Raw genomic sequence first — 23,947 nt, 5'->3', positions numbered from 1 at the left:
CGCAGGCAGGCGCCGTCGCAGCAGGAGGTGTCCCACCAGCGGGCCAGCACGTCCGCCGGGTCCACCGAGGAGATCCGGTGGTCGGCCGGGGCGAGCCTGCCGCGGTCGTCGATCCAGTCCTCGCCGTTGGCCGCGAACCGCTGGTCGTGCGGGATCAGGACCGGCCACAACCCGGACCGGTCGAACTCCGCGACGCAGCCTGTATAACGCTCTGGCCTGGCCAAAGGCAGGTCCGAGACCCAGATCCGGCCGTGCCACCGGCCGGGCGGCAGCGTCTGGACCGGTGGCGTGCCTGGGCGGAACGGTGCGATCGTCATCGGCTTCCCCTCGAACTGGTGTTCGGTCAACTCTACCCGAACACTAGTTCGAAGCACCGACAGTTTTCGATACCCCGTTTGCGGGATCTCACGTCGGACGCTCTACGCGTTCAGTCCTCTGGATGCGGTACTTGCGCGCGCAAGTACCGCATCCAGAGGACTAAACGCGGGGGGTCACAGGGGGCGCAGCAGGTCGTCCGCGTCGACGATCCGGTACGCGTAGCCCTGTTCGGCCAGGAATCGCTGCCGGTGCGCCGCGTACTCGGTGTCGACGGTGTCCCGCGAGACGACCGAGTAGAAGTGCGCCTGCCGTCCGTCGCCCTTCGGCCGCAGCAGCCGTCCGAGCCGCTGCGCCTCCTCCTGCCGTGAACCGAACGTCCCGGAGATCTGGATCGCGACCGACGCCTCCGGCAGGTCGATCGAGAAGTTGGCGACCTTCGACACGACGAGCGTCCTGATCTCGCCGCGGCGGAACGCGTCGAACAGCTCCTCGCGTTCCTTGTTCCGGGTCGCGCCCTGGATCACCGGCGCGTCGAGTTCGTCGCCGATCATCTCCAGTTGGTCGAGGTAGGCCCCGATGACCAGCGTCGGCTCGCCGGGATGCCGGTCGACCAGCGATTTGATCACCTTGGTCTTGGTGTCCGCGGTCGCCGCCAGCTTGTACCGCTCCTCGGCCTCGGCCGTCGCGTACGCGAGCCTCTCGGCGTCCGTCAGCGTCACCCGGACCTCGGTGCACTCCGCCGGCGCGATCCAGCCCTGCGCCTCGATGTCGCGCCACGGGACGTCGTACCGCTTGGGGCCGATCAGCGAGAACACGTCGCCCTCGCGGCCGTCTTCGCGCACCAGGGTCGCGGTCAGGCCGAGCCGTCGCCGCGACTGCAGGTCCGCGGTCATCCGGAACACCGGCGCGGGCAGCAGGTGGACCTCGTCGTAGACCACCAGTCCCCAGTCGCGCGAGTCGAACAGGTCCAGATGCCGGTATTCGCCCTTGGTCTTGCGCGTGACCACCTGGTACGTCGCGATGGTGACCGGGCGGATCTCCTTCTTCTCGCCGGAGTACTCGCCGATCTCCTCTTCGGTCAGCGACGTCCGCGCGATGAGCTCTCGCTTCCACTGACGTCCGGCGACGGTGTTCGTCACCAGGATCAGCGTCGTCGCCTTCGCGTGCGCCATGGCCGCCGCGCCGACGAGCGTCTTGCCCGCGCCGCAAGGCAGCACGACGACGCCGGATCCGCCCGCCCAGAACGCCTCGGCGGCCTTGCGCTGGTAGTCGCGCAGTTCCCAGTCGTCCTCGGCGAGGTCGATCGGATGGGCTTCCCCGTCGACGTAACCGGCGAGGTCTTCCGCGGGCCAGCCGACCTTCAGCAGCGCCTGCTTGAGCCGTCCGCGTTCGGACGGGTGCACGATGACGGTGTCCTGGTCGATACGCGCGCCCAGCATCGGGCTGATCTTCTTGTGCCGGAGGATCTCCTCCAGCACCGCGCGGTCGATGGTCGACATGACCAGGCCGTGCGCGGGGTGGTTGGCGATCTGCAGCCGCCCGAACCGGCCCATCGTGTCCACGATGTCGATGAGCAGCGGCTGGGGCACGGGGAACCGCGAGTACGTCGTCAGCGCGTCGACGACCTGCTCGGCGTCGTGACCCGCGGCGCGCGCGTTCCACAACGCCAGCGGCGTGATCCGGTAGGTGTGGACGTGCTCGGGCGCGCGTTCCAGTTCGGCGAACGGCGCGATGGCGATCCGCGCGTCGTCGGCCTGGCTGTTGTCGACCTCGAGGAGCACGGTCTTGTCGGACTGGACGATCAGCGGGCCATCGGTCACATCCTCCTTTATACGTTCCGGCCACACCGGCGCCCGCCGCGGCACCGCTGGTGGAAGGATGTGCGACAGGTGACTGGAGGGGACCTTGACGACTACACCGACCGGCGGGACGCCCGAGTACGACCCGCTCAACGCGCCCGGACTGCCGCCGGCGCCCGCGCTGCCGGAAGTGGGCCCGCCGCCGTTCCCGAAGCCGCCGCCGTTGAGCGTGCTGGCCAAGGTCTCGATCGTCATCGGCGTCGTCGCCGCGCTGGGCCTGGGGAGCCTGGTGGCCTGGGGGATCTCGCAGGCGGGCAAGTTCAGCGAGGTCGAGGCGGGCAAATGCCTGTACCTGACCGACGAGGCGGGTGGCGCCCAGAGCTACACGACCGCCAGTTGCTCGTCGAGCCGGGCGACCTTCCGCATCGACGCCGTGCGCCCCGGTTCGGCCGAATGCCGCGGCGAGGACTACGTCCAGTTCGAGTTGTACGACAGCGGGTCCAGCCGCAAGGCGAAGTCGACGCTGTGCCTGGCGCTGAACGTCGAAACCGGGGACTGCCTGCGTGACGTCGTGCACGAGACGCGGGTCGCGAAGGTCCGCTGCACCGACATCTCCGCGGAGGCGCGGGTGCTCGTGATGCGAGGGTCGTCGGAGACGGTCTGCTCGTCCGACGACACCGCCCTGCACTACACCGGCCCGCCCGAGCGCACCATCTGCCTGCGGCCGACCGGCGAGAACATCTAGCGCCTGAGCACGCGAGATCCGTCTTCAGGCACGCGAGATCCGTGTCCGGGCACGCGAGTGCGGAGTCGCGGCGCCCGCGTCATCGCCTCGCCCGGGTCACGACACGTTGCCCGATCCCTTCCGCTAGGGCCGCGGTACCAATGCCTGGACGTCGAGCCGGGCGCCGATCATGCCCGAGTTGTGCATCAGGTCGGCGACCCGTTGCAGCCGGATCCCGTTGACGGAAGCCGGATACGAGCCGAGTGAGATCAGCGAGGCCGTGGTCCGGTCGATGTCGGAGAACGTCGGCAGCGCGTCGCGGACGATGGCCGAGTCGGCCGCCCGCACCTGCGCCTCGCTGAGCACCTTCCGGAAGGCCGCGAGCGTGCGGGCGTTGCCCTGGCCGAAAGTGCCTGTCGAAACGTAGGACGACATCGGGAAGTCCAGTGTCGCGCCGCGAGCGCCGTCGGCGAGGATGCTCGCCCCGAGTTCCTTCTCGGCCCTGGTGATGTACGGCTCGACCATCCACGCGGCGTCGACCTCTCCGGCCTGCAGCGCCTGTGGCATCCGGTCGAACGCGTGCTGTTTGAACTGGATCTTGCCCGCCTCGACGCCCGCGGTCGCGAGTACCGAACGGGCCGCGAGGACGCCGACGTCGTCGAGCATGTTCACGGCGATCTTCGGCGACCGTTTGCCCGTCGGCTCGGTGTAGTCGGAGCCAGGGAGTGTGACGAGCGCCATGGTGTTGCGGCCGGCGGTGTAGGCCTCGCCCTGCAACTGCAGGGCCGTGCCCGCCGCGGAGGCGCGGAAGATCGAGACGTCGCTGGCGAAGGCGATGTCGATCTCGCCCGCGGAAAGTTTGGTGATCGCCTGGTCGGCGGGAACATCGACCAGGGTCACGGCGAGCCCCGCCGCGGTGAACCTCCCCTCGCCGACGGCGACCCTCAAGGGGGCCGTGTCGATGGGGCTTCCGACGCCGATGCGCAGTTCGGTTCGTTCGAGAGGGGCGTCGGGGGTCGAGTCACCACTGGAAAACACTCCGCAACCGGCCAGCGTCAGCAGAGCCGCTACCAGCGGAATCGCGCGAAGGCGCATGTTCGTCACCGCTCACCTACCGAGAGAATGTGCTCCTCCTTCTGGATCGTATGGTCCGGGCCCCATACGATCGCGTGCGGGAGACGCCGCACAAGCGCGGCTTTCGATCGTTCTCGAACCTTGTTACTCTACAGTAGGTTCGGGCTCTCGTCCCCGATGTCAGCCACGGGAAAGGGTCCCGTGGTGGGAAAAGGAAACCAGGTGGCCCGTCGCGACAAGCGTCCCCGTGGGGGCGACGCGGCGGAAAGGCATCCGCGCGTCGGCGGAAGATGGCGTCTTCGCAACTGGCATCTGCGTACCAAACTCTTCGTCGTCCTGCTGATCCCCGCCCTCGCCGTGGTCGCGCTCGTGGGCCTGCGGGTCAACTCGGATCTGCGGGATGCCCGGCAGCTGGCCGAATTCGCCACCCGCGGCCGCGTCGACAGCACCGTCGCCGAAGCGGTGCACCAGCTTCAGCGCGAACGCGACCTCACCGTCCGGTTCGTCGCGGGTGACCGCAAGGCCGACGTCTCGGAATTGACCGAGCAGCGTAAACGCGTCGACGAGGCCATCGGCACCTTCGACCGCACGCTCGGTGAGAGCAAGAGCAGGCTCGGCGACAAGGCCGCGACCAGCCTGCAGATGACCAGCGACCGCCTTCGAGTGCTGACCGGTCTGCGGTTTTCCGCGGAACATTCGGCTTTTCCCGCCGACGCGGTGCTTCGTTCCTACAGCGAACTGATCTCCGGCCTGCTCGACATCAGTGACGCCACCGCCGCCGACGTCTCCGACCCGGATCTGGGAAAGCTCCGCCTCGCGGGCAACGCGCTCGCCCGGATCAAGGACCAGATGTCGGTCAAGCGCGCGATCATGGCCGCCGCGCTCGCCCAGGGCGGCCTCAACCGCGACCGCACCCGCGCGCTGCTCGGCGCGGAGGCCGAACTCGCCGCCGCCCGCAACGACTACCGCACCTTCGCGACACCCGAACAACAGCGGATGTACGACGACACGGTCATCGGCCTGATCGTCGACATCGGCAACGACATGGTGGAATCCGCGCTCATCCGAGCGGAGAACGACCAGGGGCTCGGCGGGCTGGACCCGAACCAGTGGGACACCGCCGCGACCTACACGGTCAATCTGGCCCACCAGGTGCAGCAGGCGGTGCTCGTCCAGCTGCAGGAGCGCACGGACACCCTTGCGGCGCAAGCGAGAACGTCCGCGATCTGGGACGGCGGCATCGTGCTCGCCGTCCTCGTCGTGGCCGGCGTGCTCTCGGTGATCATCGCGCGTTCGCTGTTGCGGCCGCTGCGGATCCTGCGCCGCAGCGCGCTCCAGGTCGCCGAGCACCAGTTGCCCGCGGCCGTGCAGGGCCTGCTCAGCGATCCCGAACCGCAGCCGGAGAATCTGCGCCGGCGGCTCGCCGTCGCGCCGGTCCCGGTCTTCAGCCGCGAGGAACTCGGCCAGGTGGCACGGGCCTTCGACGCGGTGCACGGGGAAGCCGTCCGGCTGGCCGGGGAACAGGCCATGCTGCGGGAGAACATCAACGCGATGTTCGTGAACCTGTCGCAGCGCAGCCAGGATCTCGTCGAGCGCCAGCTTTCCGTGCTGGACCGGATGGAGGCCGACGAACAGGATCCCGACACGCTCGCCGGGCTCTTCGAACTCGACCACCTCGCGACGCGGATGCGGCGCAACAGCGAGAACCTCCTGGTGCTTTCGGGAACCGACGTCGTCCGTGAGGACAGCGGCGCCGTCGTCGCCGACGAGATCATCGGCGCCGCGCTTTCGGAGGTCGAGCACTACCAGCGCATCGAACTCGGTGCGGCACCGCAGATCGCGGTCCGCGGCGAGGCCGTCAACGACCTCGTGCACGTGGTGTCCGAATTGCTGGAGAACGCCACCCGCTATTCGGACCAGAGCACCATGGTGCAGGTCGAGGGCCGCGTGACCGAACGCGGCGAATGGCAGATCGACATCACCGACCACGGTGCCGGGATGCCGCAGGCGGAGATCGACCGGACCAACACCCGGCTGGCGAATCCGCCCGACGTCGACGTCGAGGTCTCGCGGCGGATGGGCCTGTTCGTGGTCGCGACGCTGGCCGTGCGGCATCGCATCGACGTCCGGCTGCGGTCGGCCGACGGGGGCGGCATCACCGCCGTCGTCGTCGTCCCCTCCGGACTCATCGTCGACGCGCCGCAGCCCGCGCCGATACCGGAACCCGCGCCCGTGGTCGTGGCGCCCGAGCCGGAACCCGAACCGCCGCTGGAGGTCCCGCCGCTGCCCGAGCCCGAGGAGAGCGGCGAGGAGTCGAGGTTCGCGCCCGTACTGGATCCCACCCCGCCGCGCCGGGCACCGGTCGTCGAACGCGAGACGCAGCCGGAGTGGCCGTCCACCGACGACGACGCGGGCAACCACCTGGACCTGGACTCGCCGACCGAGCGGATGCCCAAGTACCAGAGCGTGCTTTCGCAGTGGTTCGACCACGGCGGTCCGCGCGAAGGTCCTTCGCCCGCCGAGCCGGGGCCGCCTTCCGTGCCGTCGTTCGAGCCGGTGAAGCCCCCCGAAGAGACCACTGGGACCACCGAGACCACTGGGACCGCCGAGACCGAAGCTTGGCCCGAGGATCCGGACGAGCCCACCGAGCCGACGCTGAAGCCGGTGGCGGCGCAGGAAAAGGCACCCGCACCGGAACCCCGGCCCGCTCCGGAACCCGAGCCCACCTGGCCGACGCCCGGCGAGCTCGAACAGGAGGACGGGCAGGAGGACACCTGGCCGGTGCTGCCCGCCGCCGTTCCGGAAGCGCGGTCACAGGACGACAGGCCGGAAATGCCGCGAGGGGAGAGGCCGATACTCTCACTTTCCCCCGAAGCGGTCCGCGAACGGATGACCAGCCTGCAAGGCGGTTTCCGGCGCGGTCGCCACGCCCGGGGTGACGACAACCCCTCGGCTTAAGCGAATTGGAAGGTCCATGAGTTCGAACACCGGCCTGCTGGAAGTGATCGCGCTGACCGCGGCGGACGCGGAGCGCGCACAGGAGGGCGGGGCCGATCGCCTCGAACTGGTCAGCGACATGGCCAGCGACGGCCTTTCGCCGTCGGTCGAGACGCTGCGCGACGTGCTCGCCGCCACCGATCTCCCGGTGCGGGTCATGTTGCGGGACAACATGTCCTTCGCCGCCGGCGACCTCGACGGGCTGCGCGCGGACGCCGGGCGGCTGATCGACGCGGGCGCGCGGGAGTTCGTCTTCGGGTTCCTGGACGTGGAAAGCGAAATCGACGTCGACGCCTGCGAAACCCTGGTCAAGGAGCTCGACGGGCTGCCGTGGACCTTCCACCGCGCCATCGACCGCGCGCGGGACCCGTTGCGCGCCTACGACCAGCTGGCCGCCCTCGGCTGCGACACCGTGCTCGCGGCCGGACATCCGCATGGCGTGGCGCACGGTCTTTCGGTGCTGCAGCACCTGGCCCGCCGTTCCGACGGGCCGCGGCTGCTGGTGGGCGGCGGTCTACGGGCGCAGCAGGTGCACCTGCTGCGGGCCGGCGGCGTGCGTGCCTTCCACGTCGGCAGCGCGGTCCGGCCCGGCGGCTGGGAGTCCGATGTGGACGTCGCCGCCGTCCGCGAGTGGGCGGCGCTGGTCAAGAACTGAGCCGGGAAGTCCTAGTGCGGGTGGTAAAGAGCGGGCCACGCACGGTGACTTGAGGTTGCGTCTTCAACTACCCCGATCCGACCGGCTAGCGTGGGGGGTATGGCTACCCGCACCGTACGAGACGCGACCAGGGAACTGTTGCGAGAACTCGGCCTGACCACGGTTTTCGGCAACCCCGGGACGACCGAGATCGCCTTCCTCACCGATTGGCCCGACGACTTCACCTACGTCCTCGCGCTCCAGGAGGCGTCCGTCGTCGCGATGGCCGACGGATACGCACGCGCGTCGCGGCGCCCGGTGCTGGTGAACCTGCATTCCGCGGGCGGTGTCGGGCACGCGCTGGGACACGTCTTCACCGCGTACCGCAACAACGCCCCGCTGATCATCGTCGCCGGGCAGCAGACCCGCTCCCTGCTGCCGGACGAGCCGTTCCTCGGCGCCGTCGACGCGACGAGTTTCCCCAAGCCGTACGTCAAATGGAGCTGCGAACCGGCCAGGGCGGAGGACGTCCCGGCGGCGCTGGCGCGGGCGTACCACATGGCGACGCAGGCGCCCATGGGCCCGGTGTTCGTCTCCGTGCCGGTGGACGACTGGGACGTCGAGACCGACAAGCCGATCCCGTCCCGGCCGCGGATCCCCGGTTTCGCGCCCGACCCGGCCACTTTGGACGAACTGGTGTCCGCTTTGGACGCCGCCGAGCGGCCCGCGATCGTGGTCGGCCCCGGTGTCGACGACGAGGGCGCCGTACCGGACGTCGTCGAGCTGGCCGAGCGGGTCGGCGCCGGGGTCTGGGCCTCGCCGATGTCGTCGCGCTGTTCCTTCCCCGAGGACCACCCGCAGTTCTTCGGTTTCCTGCAGCCGGAACGGCAGATGCTCGCGAGCGCGCTGACCGACCACGACCTCGTGGTGGTCATCGGTGCCCCGGCGTTCACCTATCACGTGTACCGCGGCGAGTCGGAGATCTCGCCGCCGAAGCTGTTCCTGGTCAGCGACGACGACCAGATCCTGGCGCGGGCCGCGGTGGGCACCGGCATCCGCTCGACGCCGAAGCTCGCGATCCGCGCGCTGGTCGAGCGTGCCGCCGCGCACGAGGCGCCCAAAGCCCGCGCGCGGATGGAAAAGCCCGCCGCGGCGACGCCGATCTCACCGGACTTCGCCTACGCCACGATCGCGGAAGTGCTGCCGGACAACGCGATCGTCGTCGAAGAGGCGCCGAGCCACCGCAACGAACTGCACGACCACCTGCCGATCACGTCCACCGACGCGGGCTTCCTGGCCGTCGCCAGCGGCACACTCGGCTACGGTCTCCCGGCCGCCGTCGGCGCCGCGATGGCGCGCCCGGACCGCAAGGTCGTCGCGATCCTGGGCGACGGTTCGAGCATGTACTGCATCCAGGCCCTGTGGACGGCGGCGCAGCACAACCTGCCGGTGACGTTCGTGATCTTCGACAACTCGCAGTACGCCGCGGTGCGCATCCTCGGCGAGGCCGCGGGTGGCGAGAAGGTGCCGGGCGTCGACCTCGGCGGCATCGATTTCCCCGCGCTGGCGGGAAGTATGGGCCTGCGCACGTCGGTCGTCGAGCGGGCGGAGGACCTCAAGCCGACGCTGGAGGCCGCGCTGCCGGACGAGGGCCCGCATCTGGTCCACGTCCGCATCGACCCGAACCCGCGCAAGCTCTACTGAGCGTGGTGTGAGGTAAGTCCGTGAAGGCCTCCTTCCCTACCCTCACGGTAGGGAAGGAGGCCTTCACGGACTTCAGCCTTAGTGCTTCGAGCGGGCCTCAGCGTCAGCGTCGGCCGTGGCCTCGGCGTCGGCCCGCGCCAGGTCCCATTCGGCCGCGTCGGAAGCAGCGGTGACGGCGGCGGCGTTCTCCGGCGCCCCACCGTGCAGCAGCCGCGCCACCTCGCCGCGCAGCGTCACGAACTCCGTGGACTCGCGCGTGGTGATCTGGTTCCGCTCCGCGGGCAGCCCCACCGGCAGGTCCGCGACGATCGTGGCGGGCGACTTCGACAGCACGAGCACCCGGTCCGACAGGTAGACGCTCTCGTCGATGTCGTGCGTGACCACGAGAACCGTGCTGCCGTTCTCGCGCTGCACGCGCCGGGTCAGGTCTTCGAGTTCGAACCGCGTCTGCGCGTCGACCGACGCGAACGGCTCGTCCATCAGCAGCAGGGCGGGCCGGCTGGCGAGCGCCCGCGCGATCGACACACGCTGCTGCATACCGCCCGAGAGCTGCCAGGGGAACTTCGAGCCGACGCCGGACAGGCCGACGGACTCCAGTGCCTCCTGCGCCCGCGTACGGCGCTCGGAGCGGCTCAAGTTGCGCCACCGCAAGGGGAACTCGACGTTCTTCGCGACCGAGAGCCAGGGGAACAGTGAGCGGCTGTAGTCCTGGAACACCACGGCCAGATCCTCCGGCACGCCGGAGACGTCGTCGCCGTGCAGGCTGACCCGGCCGGACGACGGCTTGATCAGTCCGGCGATGCAGCGCAGCAGCGTGGACTTGCCGCAGCCAGACGGGCCCACGATGCTCGCGAGCTGACCCGCTTCCACGGTGAACGACAGGTCGTTGACCGCGACGTGCGCCTTTTCTCCCGCGCCGTACCGGTGGTTCAGCCCGGAGACCTCGAGCATGGTTGACATCTTGCTGACCCTTCGAAGACTAGTTACGGCCGTTGCGGGTGGGCTGCCAGCGAAGCACTCTCTGCTCCACCGCGAGGAAGGCCGCGTTGAACCCGAAGCCGAGCAGTCCGAGCAGGACCAGCCACGACCACATGAGCGGGAAGTCGAACGCCTGCTGGGCGTCCATCAGGGAGCGGCCGATCCCGTTGTAGGAACCGACGAGCTCCGAGATCACCATCAGCAGCAGGGAGATGGACAGGCTGAGGCGGAGACCCGCGAAGATCTTCGGCCCGGCGGCGGGCAGCACGACCGAACGCAGCCAGTACGACCGCGGCGTCCGGAACGAACGCGCGGTGTCCACCTTCACCTGGTCGACCGAGCGCACGCCGTCCACGGTGTTGAGCAGCACCGGCCAGATCGCGCCGAAGATGATCGAACCGGTCTGCATCCCCGGCCCGAGTCCGAAAAGGACGATGAACACCGGGATGAGCGCGGGCGGCGGCACCGAGCGGAAGAACGCGAACAGCGGCCCGACGTAGTCCATCCCGGTCTTGGACCGCCCCAACGCGACACCCAGGGCGACGCCGACGGCGCCGGCCAGCAGCCAGCCGCCGAGTGTCCGGCCGAGACTCGGCAGGACGTTGTCGAAGACGGTGTCGGTGAGGAACAGCTGCGACGCGGGCCCGGTGAACCACAGTTTCGCCGAGGTGGTTAGGATTTCGCTCGGCGGCGGGAAGAACGGGCTCTCGGCGAGCCGGGTCGAAAGCTCCCAGATCCCGACGAGGGCGAAGAACAGCAGCCAGTTGCGCACCAGGATGCCGAGGCCCTGGCCCACACGCCTGCCGACGCGGCTGGAAAGCGTCGAAGTCGTCACGAGACCGCCTCCCGGTCGACGGTGCTCCAGCGGAAGGCCCGCCTGCCGATCATCTCGAGACCGCCGTTGATGAGGAAGCCGAGCACGCCGACCACCACGGTTCCGGCGAGCACGAGGTCGAACCTGGTCGAACCGGTGCTGGCCTGCATGATGAAGTTGCCGATGCCGAGTTTGGCGCCGGCCAGGAATTCGGTACTGACCACCGCGATCAGCGCGATGTTGGCGGACAGCCGGACCCCGGTGAACACGAACGGCGCGGTATGCGGCAGCGCCACCGACGTCAGCGTCCGGAACTTGCCGGTGCCACAGGCTTTCGCGGTCTCCAGCAGGACGGGGTCGATCTCGCCGAGCGCGTAGATCGTGTTGAACATGATCGGCCACAGCGACGCGTACACGGCGAGCGTGATCTTCGCTTCGGGGCCGCCGCCGATCAGCAGGAGCACCAGCGGGATCAGCGCGACGGCGGGGATCGGCCGCAGGAACTCGATGATCACGGCGGTCGCGGTGCGCAGGCCGGGGATGCTGCCCAGCAGCAGACCGGCGGGCACGGCGACGGCGACCGCGATGAGCAGGGCGATCGCCCAGGCGAGGAAGGTCGCGATGAGGTCGCGGACGAACTGCACCTCACCGAACTGTTCGAAGATCGTCACGACGACGACGGACGGCGGGGGGAGGAACTCTTGACGGACCAGGCCGGCCCGGACGATCGCTTCCCAGATCAGGAAGAAACCGGCCAGACCGGCCAGGGCACGGAGAAGTCTTGGCACCTTTACCTTTATCCAGCTTGAGGGGCGAGCATCGAGGCCGCGTCGAGCTTGGCCGTCAGCACGCCGGTCTGCAGCAGCAGGTCCGGTACGCGCTGGATGCGACGGGGGTCCAGGGTGGACCCGAACGTCGGCAGCGTCAGCAGCGACGCGGTTTCGGCGTCGACCTTGGCGTACTTGACGATCAGCGGTTCGATCTTGGAACGGTCGGCCGAATCGCGTACGGCCTTGGTCAGGGCGCGCTGGAACGCGGCCACCGTCTTCGGGTTCTTGTCCACGAAGGAACCGAGGGAGCCGAAGCCGGCCAGGGGGAAGTCCTGGGTGGCACCGGTCGCGATGTCGACGACCGGGGTCGCGCCGGCGACCTTGGACGCCTGGGTCAGGAACGGCTCGGGCGCGTAGGCCGCGTCGACCTGGCCCGCGGCCAGTGCCGCGGCGATGTTGGGCAGCGCCATCGGCACCCACTGGACCTTGCTGCTGTCGACGCCGTGGTCCTTCATCACCGAGACGGTGAGCAGGTGGGACGCGGTGTTCTTGTCGGTGATCGCGATCTTCTTGCCCGCGAGGTCGTTGATCGTCTTGACCGGCGAGTTCGGGACGGTGACGACCGCGTTGCTCTTCGGGCTGGCCGACACGGAGTCGGCGACGAGCCGGATGTCGGCCGCGCCCTTGCTCTTCGCGATGAAGAAGGGCATGTAGGTGGAGAAGGCGATGTCGACCTCGCCACCGATCATCTTGGTCATCGACGCCTGACCACTGGGGGCGTCGACGGCTTCGACCTCGAGGCCCTCGGCCTTGAAGTAGCCGCCTTCCTGCGCCAGGCGGAGCGGCGCGAGGTCGACGACGGGCAGCAGGGCGACCTTGATCTTCGCCTTCTCGACGGTGCCGTCGCCGCCGCCGGACGCGTTGGGCGATTCGTCGCCGCCGAGGGCACCGCAAGCGCCCACCGTGGCCAGCATGAGGACGCTCAGGGCGACACCGACGGCACCCCGTCCTCTACGAGAACCGCTCCTGCTCAAGGCGTTTCGAAACAAAGCCAGCTCCTCGGAAACAATGAATCACCGTTTGGGGGATTTCCATCAGTGTCGTGGCTTCATTTCGCCAGGCACGCGGTCACCTTAGAGATTTGCCCACCTGCTCACAATGGGTGTCGTGAGCGGGTGATCATTATTAGGCCATTCGCCTGAGCCCATGATCACCCGCTTGGACATCATTACTTTTAGTGAGCAATTTACTGGTGGAAGCGCATTTCGGAGTAACCGCGCGTCATCAGCTGGTGGGCTGTTCCGCGATCATCGGGGCGACGTCGATCTTGGTCTGGATCGCGCCCATCTGCAGGAGCAGGTCCGGGACCCGCTGGATACGGCGGGGGTCCAAGGCGGACTGGAACGTCAGCAGCGTGGTCAGCGCGGCGGTGTCCTGGTCGATCTTCGCGTACTTGACCAGCAGCGGCTCGATCTTGGAGCGGTCGGCCGAGTCGCGGGTCGCCTTCTGCATGGCGCGCTGGAAGGCGGCCACGGTCTTCGGGTTCTCGGCGACGAACTTGCCGAGACCGCCGTAGCCGGCGGTGGGGAAGTCCTGGGTGGCGCCGGTGGCGGTGTCCACGACCGGGACGGTGCCCGCCTGCTTGGCGGCCTGTGTGATGAACGGCTCGGTCAGGAAGCCGGCGTCGATGTCGCCGTTCTTGAGCGCGCCCGCGACGTTCGGCAGCGGCAGCGGCACCCACTGGACCTTGCTGGCGTCGACGCCGTGGTCCTTCATGACCGACTTCGAAAGCGTGTCGGACACGGTGTTCGGCGCGGTGATGCCGATCTTCTTGCCCGCGAGGTCGTTGATGCTCTTCACCGAGGAGGTCGGCAGCGTGACCAGCATGGTGCTCTTCGGTCCGGCGGAGGAGGCGTCGGAGACGAGCTTGATGTCGGCGGTGCCCTTGCTCATCGCGATGAAGAACGGCGTGTAGCTCGCGTAGGCCACATCGACCTCGCCGCCGATCAGCTTGGTCAGCGAGACCTGGCCGGTGGCGGCCTCGATGGCCTCGACCTCGAGGCCTTCGTTCTTGAAGTAGCCGCCGTCCTGCGCGAGACGGAAGGGGGCGACGTCGATGGTCGACATCACGGCGACCTTGATCTTCGACTTCTCGAGGTTCCCGGAACCGCCGGAGGAAGAGGGGGATTCCTCCCCGCCGAGCAGGCCGCAGCCGCCGACGGAGGTCGCGACGATGGCCGTCATCGCGAAGGCGATCGCGCCACGCCGCCCCAGGCCGGCGCTCAAGGCCTTCTTCGAGCTTGCAGAGCCAAGCAAGTGGTGCTCCTGATCAAGGGGAGGACACGTGATGACGTGGCCTGATGTGGATTTCGGAAGGGACTCTTTGTCGAGAGTCACGCGCTCACTGTAGAGAATCGACAACGTGCTCACAATGGGTGGTCATCCTATGATCCCCAGTGGTAACGATCACCCGAACAGGTTGTTTGTCAGAAGTGAACACAACTGGGCGTGATCGCGCCGTGGGTTTGTTGACAACTGAGCAGCAACACGTCAAGAGCCGTCCGGTGGCTTCTCCCACGTCTTGTCCGAAGGGTTACATCTGAGCCTGCCGTTCGCTACCCTCATGCACCGGTAGTGAGGTGTGGACCACTGATGTAGTGAAAGTGAGTGCCTTGGATGGCCGAACGCTCTGGACCTTTCCCGAGGTGCAAGGCACTCTGTGTCGAACAAGTACGTGTTGTCCGAACGAGCGCTGAACACGTCCGTGCGCCACTGGTGCGTGTCCACGCACTGGCGGGTTAGGCCGAATAGATCAATGACGCCAGGCGGGACTTCGGCCAAGTGCACTTGAGAGACTGCGTCAAAGACGACCGCCTCATTCAGACGAGTGAGAACTCGCGTCGTGCGTACCCCTGCCAGGTGGCGGGAGTGAGCGCGTAGTGGTCTCCGACAACCGACCCAGACAGCAGCAGTCCGGCCAGTTCGAGAACGGCATGTCCAAAATGGGCTTTCCCGGCCCGAATGAAGATGATGGTGGTGCGGCGGTGCCGAACGAAGACACCGCGGGGGTGGGAGGGGCCCCTGCGCGGGAAACCGGAGACGGTCCTGGCGGGAAGGCCGGGTCGTTCCTGGGCCTGCGTAACTGGCGTCTGCGATCCAAGCTCGCGGCCGTCCTGATCATTCCGACGCTGACCGCGCTCGCGCTCGGCACGCTGCGGGTCATCGACGACAGCTCCGAGGCCGCCCGGTTCCAGGACACGGCCGACCAGGTCGCGTTCGCGGACAAGATCACGTCCGTGGTGCACGAGCTGCAGAGCGAGCGCGCGCTCGCCGTCGCTCTGAAAGCCTCCAACGACCCATCCCGCCAGACCGGGCTCGACGCGCAGATCGCCAAGGTCGACCGCGCGGTCGACGACCTTCGGGCCTCGGCGAACCAGATCAACCCGGACGACCAGGACACGAGGGACCGCTACTCGCGTGGTCTGCAGCGGCTCGACGCGCTGCGCCCGCTGCGCGGCGCGATGAACACCTCGCTGCTGGGCGGCACCCCGGTCCTGATCGCCTACTCCGGCATCCTCGACTCGCTGGTCCAGCTCGGCCGCGAGGTGACCACCGCGGTCGCCAACCGCGACGTGCTCCGGCTCGGCGTCACCGTGCAGGCCATCAGTGAGAGCAAGGAGTTCATCGCCCGCGGTGACGCGGCGCTGCTGATCGCCTCCTTCAGCTCCTCCTTCCCCGGCGACCTGTTCGACCAGGCGCGCTCGGCGGTCGCGAGCGGCGACGCCTCGACCGCGGCGTTCCTCGCGAACGCCAGCCCGGACCAGCGGCAGCTCTACTCGGACACCTTCTCCGGTCCCGAGGTCGACGACCGCCGCCGGATCACCACGATGGCGTTCTCGCTGTATCAGCAGAACGAGGCGCCGTCGATCGACAACGTCGCGCTGGGCAACGACAGCCGGGTCGCGCTGGACAAACTGCGCGCGGTCGAGACCAACCTGCTCGGCCAGCTCCGGGTCCAGGCCGACGGCCTGGCCACCGACGCGATCAACTCGGCCTGGATCGGTGGCGCGATCGTGCTGCTGGCCCTGCTCGCGGCGCTGTTCCTGATGCTCGTCATCGCCCGCCTGATGCTGCGCCCGCTCCGGGTGCTGCGGAAGACCGCGCTCGACGTCGCCTACACCCGGCTGCCGGAGACCGTGCAGGCCATCCTGGACGACCCGGACCCGGTCAACGCCTCGAAGCGGTCGGTCGAGCCGGTGCCGGTCACCTCGCGTGACGAGATCGGTGAAGTGGCGCGTTCGTTCGACGTCGTCCACGCACAGGCCGTCAAGATGGCCGCCGAGCAGGCCCTCCTGCGCGAGAACGTCAACGGCATCTTCGTGAACCTGTCCCGCCGTTCGCAGCGGCTGGTGGAACGCCAGCTCGGCGTCATCGACCGGCTCGAGGCCGACGAGCAGGACCCGGACCACTTGGCCAGCCTGTTCGAACTCGACCACCTCGCCACGCGGCTGCGCCGCAACGGTGAAAGCCTCCTGGTGCTTTCGGGCGCCGGTCTCGCGAAGTCGGTACCCAAGCCGGTGCCCGCCGCCGACGTCATCGGCGCCGCGGTGTCCGAGATCGAGCAGTACGCCCGGATCGAGATCGGGATCGTCCCCGAGGTCGCTGTCCAGGGCCTGACGATCCACGACCTCGTGCACGTACTCGCGGAACTGCTGGACAACGCCACCTACTTCTCCGAGCCGGAGACGAAGGTGACCGTCCGCGCGGTGATCACCCGCAAGAAGGCGCTCGCCATCCAGGTCACCGACCACGGTGTCGGCATGACCGAGGAGCGGCTCGCCGAAGTCAACACGCGACTCGCCGAACCGCCGGACCTGGACGTTTCGGTGACCCGGCGGATGGGCCTGTACGTGGTCGCGCGCCTGGCGCGCCGCCACGGCATCGAGGTCCGGCTCCGGGAGAACGAGGACATCGAAGGCGGCGTGATCGCGCGGGTCGTCGTGCCCGCCGAGCTGCTCACGCAGATGCGGCCGGGCGCGCGGAACACCCCGCCGCCGTCGAACCGCTCGGAAACGTCGATGCCGTCGATTCCGGGGATGTCGGAGATCTCGGGCACCTCGCCGTCACTGCCGAACATCCCGGCTTCCGACCGCGGTCTGGAGATGACCCCGCCGCCGCCGTCGAAGCCGCCGGCTTCGCAGCCGATCGCCAACCAGGGCGGGCTCGTCCCGCTCGACCAGCCGATCAGCCTCGACGACCTGGTCGCGGGCAAGAACGCGGCGGGCCCGTTCCTCAGCCCCGCCGTACCCGCCGACGAGTCCCCGGCCTGGCCGACGGCCGAGGACCTGACCCCGCCGCCGAACGGCGACGGCGCCTCCAGCACCACGGAGACGCAGTTCGCGTCGCTCGTGCTGCCGAAGCGGGAGCCCAGGTACGTCCCGGTGAACCCGGTCGAGCCGCCGCGGCAGCCCGAGGAACCCTCGGACGCCGGCAAGTCGGCGCTCGAGGACGACGTCCCCACCAGGCGGCTTCCGATCTACCAGTCGGTGCTCTCGCGCTGGTTCAGTGAGGGCGACGAGCCCGGTGGTGACACTCCCACCACCTACACCGAACCGGTCGAGCCCGCCGAGTCGGCCTTGCCCCAGCAGAGCCGCAACGGCACCGCCGAGGCTTCCGAGCCCGTCGAGTCCGCCGTCGAGGAGGCCGCCGAAGAGGCATTGCCCACTCGGACACCACGGAGTGTTCCGCCGGAGACGGTGCTCCAGGACAATGAGTGGCGCAGCGCGTCGGACGACGGCTGGCAGGCGGCACAGGTCCTGTACGAAGATCGGAACGACGAGATCACTCCGGCGGGCCTGCCCAAACGAGTGCCGAACCAGTACCTCGTCCCCGGCTCGATCGGCGGGAACGAACCGAAGAAGGAAGACTCGTTCGCCGACAAGACCTCCGGAATGCCGGGTACGGGTGCTATCGCCCGCTCGGCGACGGCGGCTCGCAGTCGGATGGCAAGCTTCCAGCAGGGCTACAAGTCGGGACGGCACGCGTTGAAGGAACGACCGCTCGATGCGCTGGATGACAACGGCGTTCCGGTGACCGGTGGAGGTTCCTCCGCCGATGACAGCAGTAAGGAGTGAAAGTGACACGGGCGGGTGCGATGCAGCCGGGCGGTCCGGCGCAGCCTGGCGGCCAGGCGCAGGGTAAAGGACACACGAGCAGCTTTGCCTGGCTGATCACGGATTTCGTGCACCGGGTCCCGGGCGCGGCGCATGCCGTGGTGGTGTCGGCGGACGGATTGCTGCTGGCTTCCTCACGGGGGCTCCCCAAGGACAGGGCCGACCAGCTCGCCGCGGTCGCGTCGGGGCTCACCAGCCTCGCGCGCGGTGCGGCCAAGGTGTTCGAAGGCGGCACGGTCGCGCAGACGGTGGTCGAGATGGCCAACGGCTTCCTCTTCCTGATGTCGGTGTCCGACGGTTCCTGTCTGGCGGTCCTCGGATCGCCGGAGAGTGACATCGGCCTGGTCGTCTACGAGATGACCCTGCTGGTGGAACGCGTGGGGCAACAGCTGACACCGGAGATGCGCGCGCAGCTGCAGGGCGCGTCGGTCCGCCGCTGAGCGACCGGGAACCGAGGAGAATGCCGTGGACGACGGGCGCTTGAGGGGCGATGGCCGGCTCGGTGACGACTTCTCCGGTGGGTGGTCGGAACGTGACGACGGCCGGGAGGACTGGACGTCCTTCCGGGACCGGGTCGACCGCGAATGGCGATCGCGCCGGGCACAGGGGTCGGACAACGACCCCGTGCCCCCGGACGAGGCCTCCCGCTGGCTGACCGATTCGAACGCGGGACAGGGACCCGCCGATTTCAGCGTTTCGGATTACCGGGAACGCCTGCTCGGCGGACCCGGGGCGGAACTCTTCGGTGGCGGCAGCGGTCCGCTGTACGACTCCGGCGAGTTCGCCAAGTTCTCCTTCGACAAGGAGGAGGAGCGCCGGGCGGCGGCCGCGGCCGCCGATCCGCTCGCCGCGGCACTGCCGCAACAGGCGCAGAACGAGTTCGTCGACGAGCAGTACACCACCGACGTCGAATCCTCCGGCCTGGTCCGGCCGTACTTCCGCACGCGGGGACGGACCAAGCCGACGTACGACCTTGCCATCGAGGCGTTGATCTCGACCAGTGAACAGGGACGCGTGCTCGACCGGGTCCGCGTTCCCGAACACCGGTCGATCTGCGACCTTTGCCTGGACACCCGGTCCGTAGCCGAAGTCGCGGCGCTGCTGCGCCTGCCGCTCGGCGTGGTCCGGGTGCTGATCGGAGACGTGGCCGGCCTCGGTCTGGTACTGGTGCACACCGCCAGCCAGAACGTGGGTGACCGGCCGAGTATCGAGTTCATGGAGAGGGTGCTCAGTGGGCTTCGGAGAATTTGACTCCGACGCGAATGCGCCGCAGGTGACCGGACCGACTTCGTCGGCCAAGATCGTGGTCGCTGGCGGATTCGGCTCGGGGAAGACCACGCTGGTCGGAGCGGTTTCGGAGATCGATCCGCTGACCACCGAGGCCATGATGACCGAGGCCAGTACCGGCGTCGACGACAATTCGGCCACCCCGAACAAGTCGACGACGACCGTGGCCATGGACTTCGGGCGTATTTCGCTGGACTCGGATCTGGTGCTGTACGTGTTCGGTACGCCGGGCCAGCACCGGTTCTGGTTCATGTGGGACGACCTCGCGGTCGGTGCCATCGGGGCCGTCGTGCTGGTCGACACGCGGCGGCTCGCCGACGCGTTCCCGTCGATCGACTTCTTCGAGAACCGGAAGCTGCCGTACGTCGTCGCGATCAACTGCTTCGACCGGCTGCTGCACCACCAGATCGAGGACGTCCGGCACGCGCTGACGATCTCGCCGTCCGTGCCGATCATGGCGTGTGACGCGCGTGAGCGGGATTCAGCCAAGCAGGTGTTGATCTCGGTCGTGCAGCACGCCATCGCACACGATTCGGCGTTGCGCGCGGGATAAACAGACGAAAACCCGAAGCGGATGCGGCCGTTGGAGTGAACTCGGCAGGCTTCACCCGCTTCGGGGATCGGTGTCACCGGGCGGGCTGACCACGGGGCGATCCCCACCGTCCGATCCGGTGCCGGCCCTGCCCGATCGGGCGGTCGGAAGGCCGATGACCTGCGTGGACACCGATTCACGCCTGGTCGTCCGCCGCCACCACGGAGTGACCCACGAATGCGTGGTTCGCGATGGGTCGACGCGGTGAGCGGCTGGTCGCCTACGTTCGGTGAACACCGTCGGCCGGGTGGCGGACTCGACACGATCGGCGTGACGAATACGCTGGGTGGAGGCGTCTTTCGGCTCCGCCGGCGCTTCGTCGGCGTCGGCGGGTGAGAGACGTCCGGACCACGACGCCCCTGTGGTCCAGACGCAGCGAGGAGGGACTAGTGACGGCATCCGGGCAGCAACAGAGCTCGTTCGGCTGGCTCATCACGGATTTCGCGCGCCGGGTACCCGGCGCCGCGCATGCCGTGCTGGTCTCCGCGGACGGTCTGCTCCTCGCGCCGTCCGAAGGGCTGCCGCAGGAACGCGCCGAACAGCTGTCCGCGGTCGCCTCCGGGCTGATCAGCCTGACCGCCGGCGCGGCGCGCTGCTTCGACGCCGGCGGGGTCAACCAGACCGTCGTCGAGATGGAACGCGGGTACCTCTTCCTCATGTCCGTCTCCGACGGTTCGTCGCTCGCCGTACTGGCGGCGCCGACCTGTGACATCGGCACCGTGGCCTACGAGATGACCCTGCTCGTCGAGCGGGTCGGCCAGCAGATCACCCCCGAGCTGCGGGCGCAGCTGCAGGGCGGCGTACGTGGGTAGCCGCCGATGAAGATCACCGGATTCACCGAACCGGAACCGCCCGGCTGGGACTCCCTCTATCAAGGCACCGAGCGTGAGGCCTTCGACTCCCCGAGCCGGTTCGAGCTGAGCTCGATCAGCACGGTCATGCCGCGCCGCCCCACCGCGCCGCCCGAGCCCGTCCCCACGATCCCCACACCTTCGCCCGTCGCTTCACCTCTTTCGGCGCCTTCGCCGATCCGGCAGTCGCCCCCGCGTCCGGCGTCCTCCGCGGGCAGCGCGCCCGCTTCGGTCTACCTGCCGCCCGCCTCGGGCTCCCGGGTCCGGCCCTACACGCGCACCGGCGGACGCACCCGTACCGCGCACGACCTGGCGCTGGAAGCGCTGGTGTCGACCAGCGACGACGGCCGCCGATACCGCGGCGTCCGGACCATCGAGCACCGCCAGATCTGCGACCTCTGCCTGGACACCCGGTCGATCGCGGAGATCGCCGCACACCTCCGGCTGCCGCTGGGCGTCGTGAAGGTGCTCGTCGGCGACATGGCGGACGCGGGTCTGGTGCTGATCCACCAGACCGAACTGATCATGGGCGACTCTTCTTCGCGCGCCTTCATGGAACGCGTCCTTCAAGGCCTTCGGGCCCTCTGAGCGCCCCTCCCCGCGTTTAGTCCTCTGAATGCGGTAGTTGCGCACGCAAGGACCGCATTCAGAGGACTAAACGCGGGCGGGTCGCGGAATGCATCGGTGCAATGACAGATGCGAGCTGACTACTTTGCGGTGACCTGCTGGCACTTTTGGTAATGGCCTAGGTCGCTTCTCGATAGAACCGTCGTCGTCAGTGAACGGGATCTCAGCGTGACGCCGGTCTTCCTGATCTGCGTTAACCTGGTCGAGGAGAGTAACCGGTGGGGTACTGGAGAAAGCATCCTAGGAAGGATCTGGAAGCCGTTCTGGACCACTTCCATCGCGCGGGTTGGCGGATCTTGGATCCACCGACCTACTACACCGTCAGGTGCCCGTGCGGGAGGCATCAGCGTTGGATTCATCTGACGCCGAGCGGTTCGAACTACGGTAAGAACGCGTTGTCCTGGCTGCTGCGTCAACCTTGCTACGAGATCGAGGGAGGCTCCCGATGAGTGTGACAGTCCATGCGCACTGGGTGTTCATCGCCGACGGCGCCGATGATCTCTTCGGCTACTGCGACAAGGTGATGCAGGCACTGCTCGACCAGGAACGCTGCGTCGCCGGATTCACGGACAGCGCGGTCTCCGCGGACACCGGGCGTGCGGTCATGGAGATCGAGGCCGATGTCTCCAGCGACGACCTGTCGCATGCCATCGCCGAAGGTCATGCCGCGGTCCGGGCCGCGTTGCACTCGGTGGGGATCGGGACACCCGAATGGCCGACCCATGGCGAGGTCATGTCCATGGTCCTGAAAGACCTTCGCACGGAACAGCTGGCCTAGCGCGCAACCCTCCGTTCAAGACACCTAGTCACGCTCTGCGCGCAGGCCAGGCGACCCGCCGTCACAAACCATGTCGCGGATACTGAGGCGACGCAGCCCGCATTCAGAGGACTAAACGCGGGCGGGTCAGTCTTCGACGAGGGCGGCCGAGGTGATCCGGTGAAGCGGGTAGCGCTCGTTGTCGGTGCCTTCGAGCACGCCGCCGCCGACGCGCATCGGGCGTACGACGCGCTGGCTCGCCGTCCCGCGTGAGTCGACGAAGCCGATCCACACCTCGCGACGCTCCATGGTCGCCTGGGACAGCAGCGCCAGCGTCGCGGACGTGTCCCCGGAGCCACCGCCCTGCGGCGCCCGCACGGTCTCACCGCGACGTCGCGCCGAAGCGGCGTCACCGGCCCGGACGTGCGCGACGATCTTGCCGACCTGGTCGTCCGTCAGCCCGGCCTGTTCTCCCGGTGCGCGACGCGGGCCGCGCGCCTTCGCGGGCAGGCGACGTCCAGACGGCCTGATGTCCATGACACGGCCGTCGGGCCCTTCGGCGGCCGGAGCGAAACCGGCGGAGCGAAGGGCGTCGAGGACCTCGGCGAGCGGGTACGAGCTGATGAGCACCGTCGGCGCGATCATCCGCAGGCCGTACTGTCCCGCGACCGGACTGCCCATGACCTCCGCCAGCAGCGACGCGTCGTCGCAGCGCAGGAACGACTCGGCGGCGCCGCCGCGCAGGCGTCCGTGCCGGCGGGCGACGTCGTCGATCAGGTAGGTGAGCGACTGCGGCACCGGCGTCGCCGACCGCGAAGTGAACAGCGCGTGCAGTTCGCCGGCGGTCCGGCCCGTGTCGAGTGCGCGCCGCACGGAGGTCTCGGTGATCCGGTACACGGTCGCGTGCCCGGACGATTCGATGTCGGCGACGGCGGTCATCTCGGACGCGAGTTCGGCCTCCAGCGGTCCGGGCGCGACCACGGTCAGGTCGGCTTGGACCAGGACGTGGTCCACCGGCCGAGGCAGCGCTTCGAGCATCGCCTCGACGGCGCCCGGCCGGTCTTCGGCCAGCAGCGCCCGCGTCGCGGTCGTGAGCCCGCCGAGCCCGGTGATGCCGAGGGCGGCCCCTTCCGCCATCGTCCAGCGCACGGTCTCGTCCCGCAGACGTCCTCCCCGTCGCGGCGCGCGCCAGGAGAGCGAGGCGACCAGTTCGTCGACGCTCTTCACCCCGGCGCCGTCGGGCAGCGCTGCCAGCGCGAGCAGGATCCGTCGCCGTGAGACCGGTGCGAGCGGCCTCCGTAGCTCCTCGGACAGCGGCGCGATCGGCTTGTCCTTCGCGTCCCGCCCGCCGGCGAGGCCGGGCAGCCGGGGCAGTTCGAGCCAGGCCTGCGCGACCGTCATCCAGCGCTGGGCGGTCGGCGACGCGAGCCACGAATCGGTCAGTGTCGTCGGCACCCATTCCGGCGCGGTCGCTTCGCTGTCGGCGACCAACCCGGCGCCGACGGCGATCTCGGCCAGCAGGGTCACCCGCGTCTCGTCGACGTCGAGATCTTTGGCGAGCTTCTTCAGTTCGCGCACCCCGAGCCCGCCGGACTTCAGCACCGGCGGCGGATTCTCCGACCACGCGCGGAGCATGCTTTCGGTCTGGCGCAAGAACTCCATCGCCTCGCCGGCCGCTGTCTCGTCCACTGTGGACTTTTGATGCGGATGTACCGGAAGCTCCGGTTCGCGCAGCGACGCCGGGTCGAACACCGACCCGCCGCGCAGTGCGATCCCGAGTTCGCGTGGCAACTCGACGGTCTGGTCGTCCCGGCGCAGCAGCAGGCCGCGCGCGAGGAGTCGCTGGAC

The 23,947-nt window shown here is 68.7% G+C and carries 19 protein-coding genes and 1 pseudogene; 11 read left to right on the top strand and 9 right to left on the bottom strand.

Going from position 1 to position 23,947, the window contains the following annotated elements; genetic code table 11:
• Together H5J31_RS35125 and H5J31_RS35120 are read right to left on the bottom strand one after the other, a co-directional pair.
• A pseudogene (locus H5J31_RS35125) lies at window positions 1-317 on the bottom strand (DUF4253 domain-containing protein); the annotation flags it as partial.
• A gap of 174 nt (window positions 318-491) precedes the next feature.
• Window positions 492-2,138 (bottom strand): DNA repair helicase XPB, encoded by a 1,647-nt coding sequence (locus tag H5J31_RS35120; protein WP_181776985.1) that lies wholly within the window; start codon window positions 2,136-2,138, stop codon window positions 492-494.
• Between the two features lie 85 nt (window positions 2,139-2,223).
• On the opposite strand from H5J31_RS35120, the gene H5J31_RS35115 reads away from it, so the two are divergent.
• Window positions 2,224-2,862: an LppU/SCO3897 family protein gene (locus H5J31_RS35115; RefSeq protein ID WP_181776984.1), complete on the top strand. Its 639-nt coding sequence runs from the start codon at window positions 2,224-2,226 to the stop codon at window positions 2,860-2,862.
• A 123-nt stretch (window positions 2,863-2,985) separates the two neighbouring features.
• On the opposite strand, the gene H5J31_RS35110 is transcribed toward H5J31_RS35115, so the two are convergent.
• Window positions 2,986-3,936, bottom strand: a complete 951-nt coding sequence (locus H5J31_RS35110; protein ID WP_207899302.1) for an ABC transporter substrate-binding protein — start codon at window positions 3,934-3,936, stop codon at window positions 2,986-2,988.
• Window positions 3,937-4,137: 201 nt separating this feature from the next.
• On the opposite strand from H5J31_RS35110, the gene H5J31_RS35105 reads away from it, so the two are divergent.
• From H5J31_RS35105 to mdlC, 3 genes are all read left to right on the top strand, one after another.
• Window positions 4,138-6,873 (top strand): sensor histidine kinase, encoded by a 2,736-nt coding sequence (locus H5J31_RS35105; RefSeq protein ID WP_181776982.1) that lies wholly within the window; start codon window positions 4,138-4,140, stop codon window positions 6,871-6,873.
• Between the two features lie 16 nt (window positions 6,874-6,889).
• The gene (locus H5J31_RS35100; RefSeq protein ID WP_181776981.1) at window positions 6,890-7,567 is read left to right on the top strand and encodes a copper homeostasis protein CutC; all 678 of its coding nucleotides are present in this window, start codon (window positions 6,890-6,892) and stop codon (window positions 7,565-7,567) included.
• 99 nt (window positions 7,568-7,666) lie between these two features.
• Complete coding sequence (gene mdlC / locus H5J31_RS35095; protein ID WP_181776980.1) at window positions 7,667-9,250, top strand: benzoylformate decarboxylase; 1,584 nt, start codon at window positions 7,667-7,669, stop codon at window positions 9,248-9,250.
• A 78-nt stretch (window positions 9,251-9,328) separates the two neighbouring features.
• Here mdlC and H5J31_RS35090 read toward each other — a convergent pair whose 3' ends face one another.
• From H5J31_RS35090 to H5J31_RS35070, 5 genes are all read right to left on the bottom strand, one after another.
• A complete protein-coding gene (locus H5J31_RS35090) occupies window positions 9,329-10,210 on the bottom strand; it encodes an ABC transporter ATP-binding protein (RefSeq protein WP_181776979.1) in 882 nt (293 codons plus the stop codon).
• Between the two features lie 19 nt (window positions 10,211-10,229).
• Complete coding sequence (locus H5J31_RS35085; RefSeq protein WP_181776978.1) at window positions 10,230-11,063, bottom strand: ABC transporter permease; 834 nt, start codon at window positions 11,061-11,063, stop codon at window positions 10,230-10,232.
• The gene (locus H5J31_RS35080) at window positions 11,060-11,830 is read right to left on the bottom strand and encodes an ABC transporter permease (RefSeq protein WP_181776977.1); all 771 of its coding nucleotides are present in this window, start codon (window positions 11,828-11,830) and stop codon (window positions 11,060-11,062) included. Before H5J31_RS35080 ends, H5J31_RS35085 begins: the two co-directional genes overlap by 4 nt.
• Window positions 11,831-11,838: 8 nt before the next feature.
• The gene (locus tag H5J31_RS35075) at window positions 11,839-12,786 is read right to left on the bottom strand and encodes an ABC transporter substrate-binding protein (RefSeq protein WP_181776976.1); all 948 of its coding nucleotides are present in this window, start codon (window positions 12,784-12,786) and stop codon (window positions 11,839-11,841) included.
• Between the two features lie 310 nt (window positions 12,787-13,096).
• Window positions 13,097-14,056, bottom strand: coding sequence for an ABC transporter substrate-binding protein (locus H5J31_RS35070; protein ID WP_181776988.1), 960 nt, complete (start codon window positions 14,054-14,056; stop codon window positions 13,097-13,099).
• A 749-nt stretch (window positions 14,057-14,805) separates the two neighbouring features.
• Between H5J31_RS35070 and H5J31_RS35065 the strand changes: the two genes are divergently transcribed.
• From H5J31_RS35065 to H5J31_RS35035, 7 genes are all read left to right on the top strand, one after another.
• The gene (locus H5J31_RS35065; protein WP_181776987.1) at window positions 14,806-17,946 is read left to right on the top strand and encodes a sensor histidine kinase; all 3,141 of its coding nucleotides are present in this window, start codon (window positions 14,806-14,808) and stop codon (window positions 17,944-17,946) included.
• A 20-nt stretch (window positions 17,947-17,966) separates the two neighbouring features.
• Window positions 17,967-18,425: a roadblock/LC7 domain-containing protein gene (locus tag H5J31_RS35060; RefSeq protein WP_181776986.1), complete on the top strand. Its 459-nt coding sequence runs from the start codon at window positions 17,967-17,969 to the stop codon at window positions 18,423-18,425.
• A 25-nt stretch (window positions 18,426-18,450) separates the two neighbouring features.
• On the top strand, window positions 18,451-19,236 hold the full coding sequence (locus H5J31_RS35055) for a DUF742 domain-containing protein (protein WP_181776975.1): 786 nt from the start codon (window positions 18,451-18,453) through the stop codon (window positions 19,234-19,236).
• Window positions 19,217-19,825, top strand: a complete 609-nt coding sequence (locus H5J31_RS35050; RefSeq protein ID WP_181776974.1) for a GTP-binding protein — start codon at window positions 19,217-19,219, stop codon at window positions 19,823-19,825. The genes H5J31_RS35055 and H5J31_RS35050 overlap by 20 nt, the downstream gene beginning before the upstream one ends.
• 428 nt (window positions 19,826-20,253) lie before the next feature.
• A complete protein-coding gene (locus tag H5J31_RS35045) occupies window positions 20,254-20,676 on the top strand; it encodes a roadblock/LC7 domain-containing protein (RefSeq protein WP_037318050.1) in 423 nt (140 codons plus the stop codon).
• A 6-nt stretch (window positions 20,677-20,682) separates the two neighbouring features.
• Window positions 20,683-21,303: a DUF742 domain-containing protein gene (locus tag H5J31_RS35040; RefSeq protein WP_181776973.1), complete on the top strand. Its 621-nt coding sequence runs from the start codon at window positions 20,683-20,685 to the stop codon at window positions 21,301-21,303.
• A gap of 484 nt (window positions 21,304-21,787) precedes the next feature.
• Complete coding sequence (locus H5J31_RS35035) at window positions 21,788-22,120, top strand: hypothetical protein (RefSeq protein ID WP_181776972.1); 333 nt, start codon at window positions 21,788-21,790, stop codon at window positions 22,118-22,120.
• Between the two features lie 126 nt (window positions 22,121-22,246).
• Here the strand turns inward: H5J31_RS35035 and H5J31_RS35030 are convergent.
• Window positions 22,247-23,947, bottom strand: a 1,701-nt coding sequence (locus tag H5J31_RS35030) for a helicase-associated domain-containing protein (protein ID WP_181776971.1), incomplete at its 5' end; no start/stop codon positions are given.

Source organism: Amycolatopsis pittospori (genome assembly GCF_013870525.1).
Taxonomy (GTDB): Bacteria; Actinomycetota; Actinomycetes; order Mycobacteriales; family Pseudonocardiaceae; genus Amycolatopsis; species Amycolatopsis pittospori.
Note: the sequence above shows the minus strand (reverse complement) of the source record. Positions and strands in the feature narration are given on the sequence as shown.

Coding starts and splice junctions, on each gene's coding strand:
- H5J31_RS35110 (WP_207899302.1), bottom strand. CDS start 3,936: ATGCGCCTTCGCGCGATTCCGCTGGTAGCGGCTCTGCTGACGCTGGCC.
- H5J31_RS35100 (WP_181776981.1), top strand. CDS start 6,890: ATGAGTTCGAACACCGGCCTGCTGGAAGTGATCGCGCTGACCGCGGCG.
- mdlC (WP_181776980.1), top strand. CDS start 7,667: ATGGCTACCCGCACCGTACGAGACGCGACCAGGGAACTGTTGCGAGAA.
- H5J31_RS35090 (WP_181776979.1), bottom strand. CDS start 10,210: ATGTCAACCATGCTCGAGGTCTCCGGGCTGAACCACCGGTACGGCGCG.
- H5J31_RS35075 (WP_181776976.1), bottom strand. CDS start 12,786: ATGCTGGCCACGGTGGGCGCTTGCGGTGCCCTCGGCGGCGACGAATCG.
- H5J31_RS35070 (WP_181776988.1), bottom strand. CDS start 14,056: ATGACGGCCATCGTCGCGACCTCCGTCGGCGGCTGCGGCCTGCTCGGC.
- H5J31_RS35065 (WP_181776987.1), top strand. CDS start 14,806: ATGTCCAAAATGGGCTTTCCCGGCCCGAATGAAGATGATGGTGGTGCG.
- H5J31_RS35060 (WP_181776986.1), top strand. CDS start 17,967: ATGCAGCCGGGCGGTCCGGCGCAGCCTGGCGGCCAGGCGCAGGGTAAA.
- H5J31_RS35040 (WP_181776973.1), top strand. CDS start 20,683: ATGAAGATCACCGGATTCACCGAACCGGAACCGCCCGGCTGGGACTCC.
- H5J31_RS35035 (WP_181776972.1), top strand. CDS start 21,788: ATGAGTGTGACAGTCCATGCGCACTGGGTGTTCATCGCCGACGGCGCC.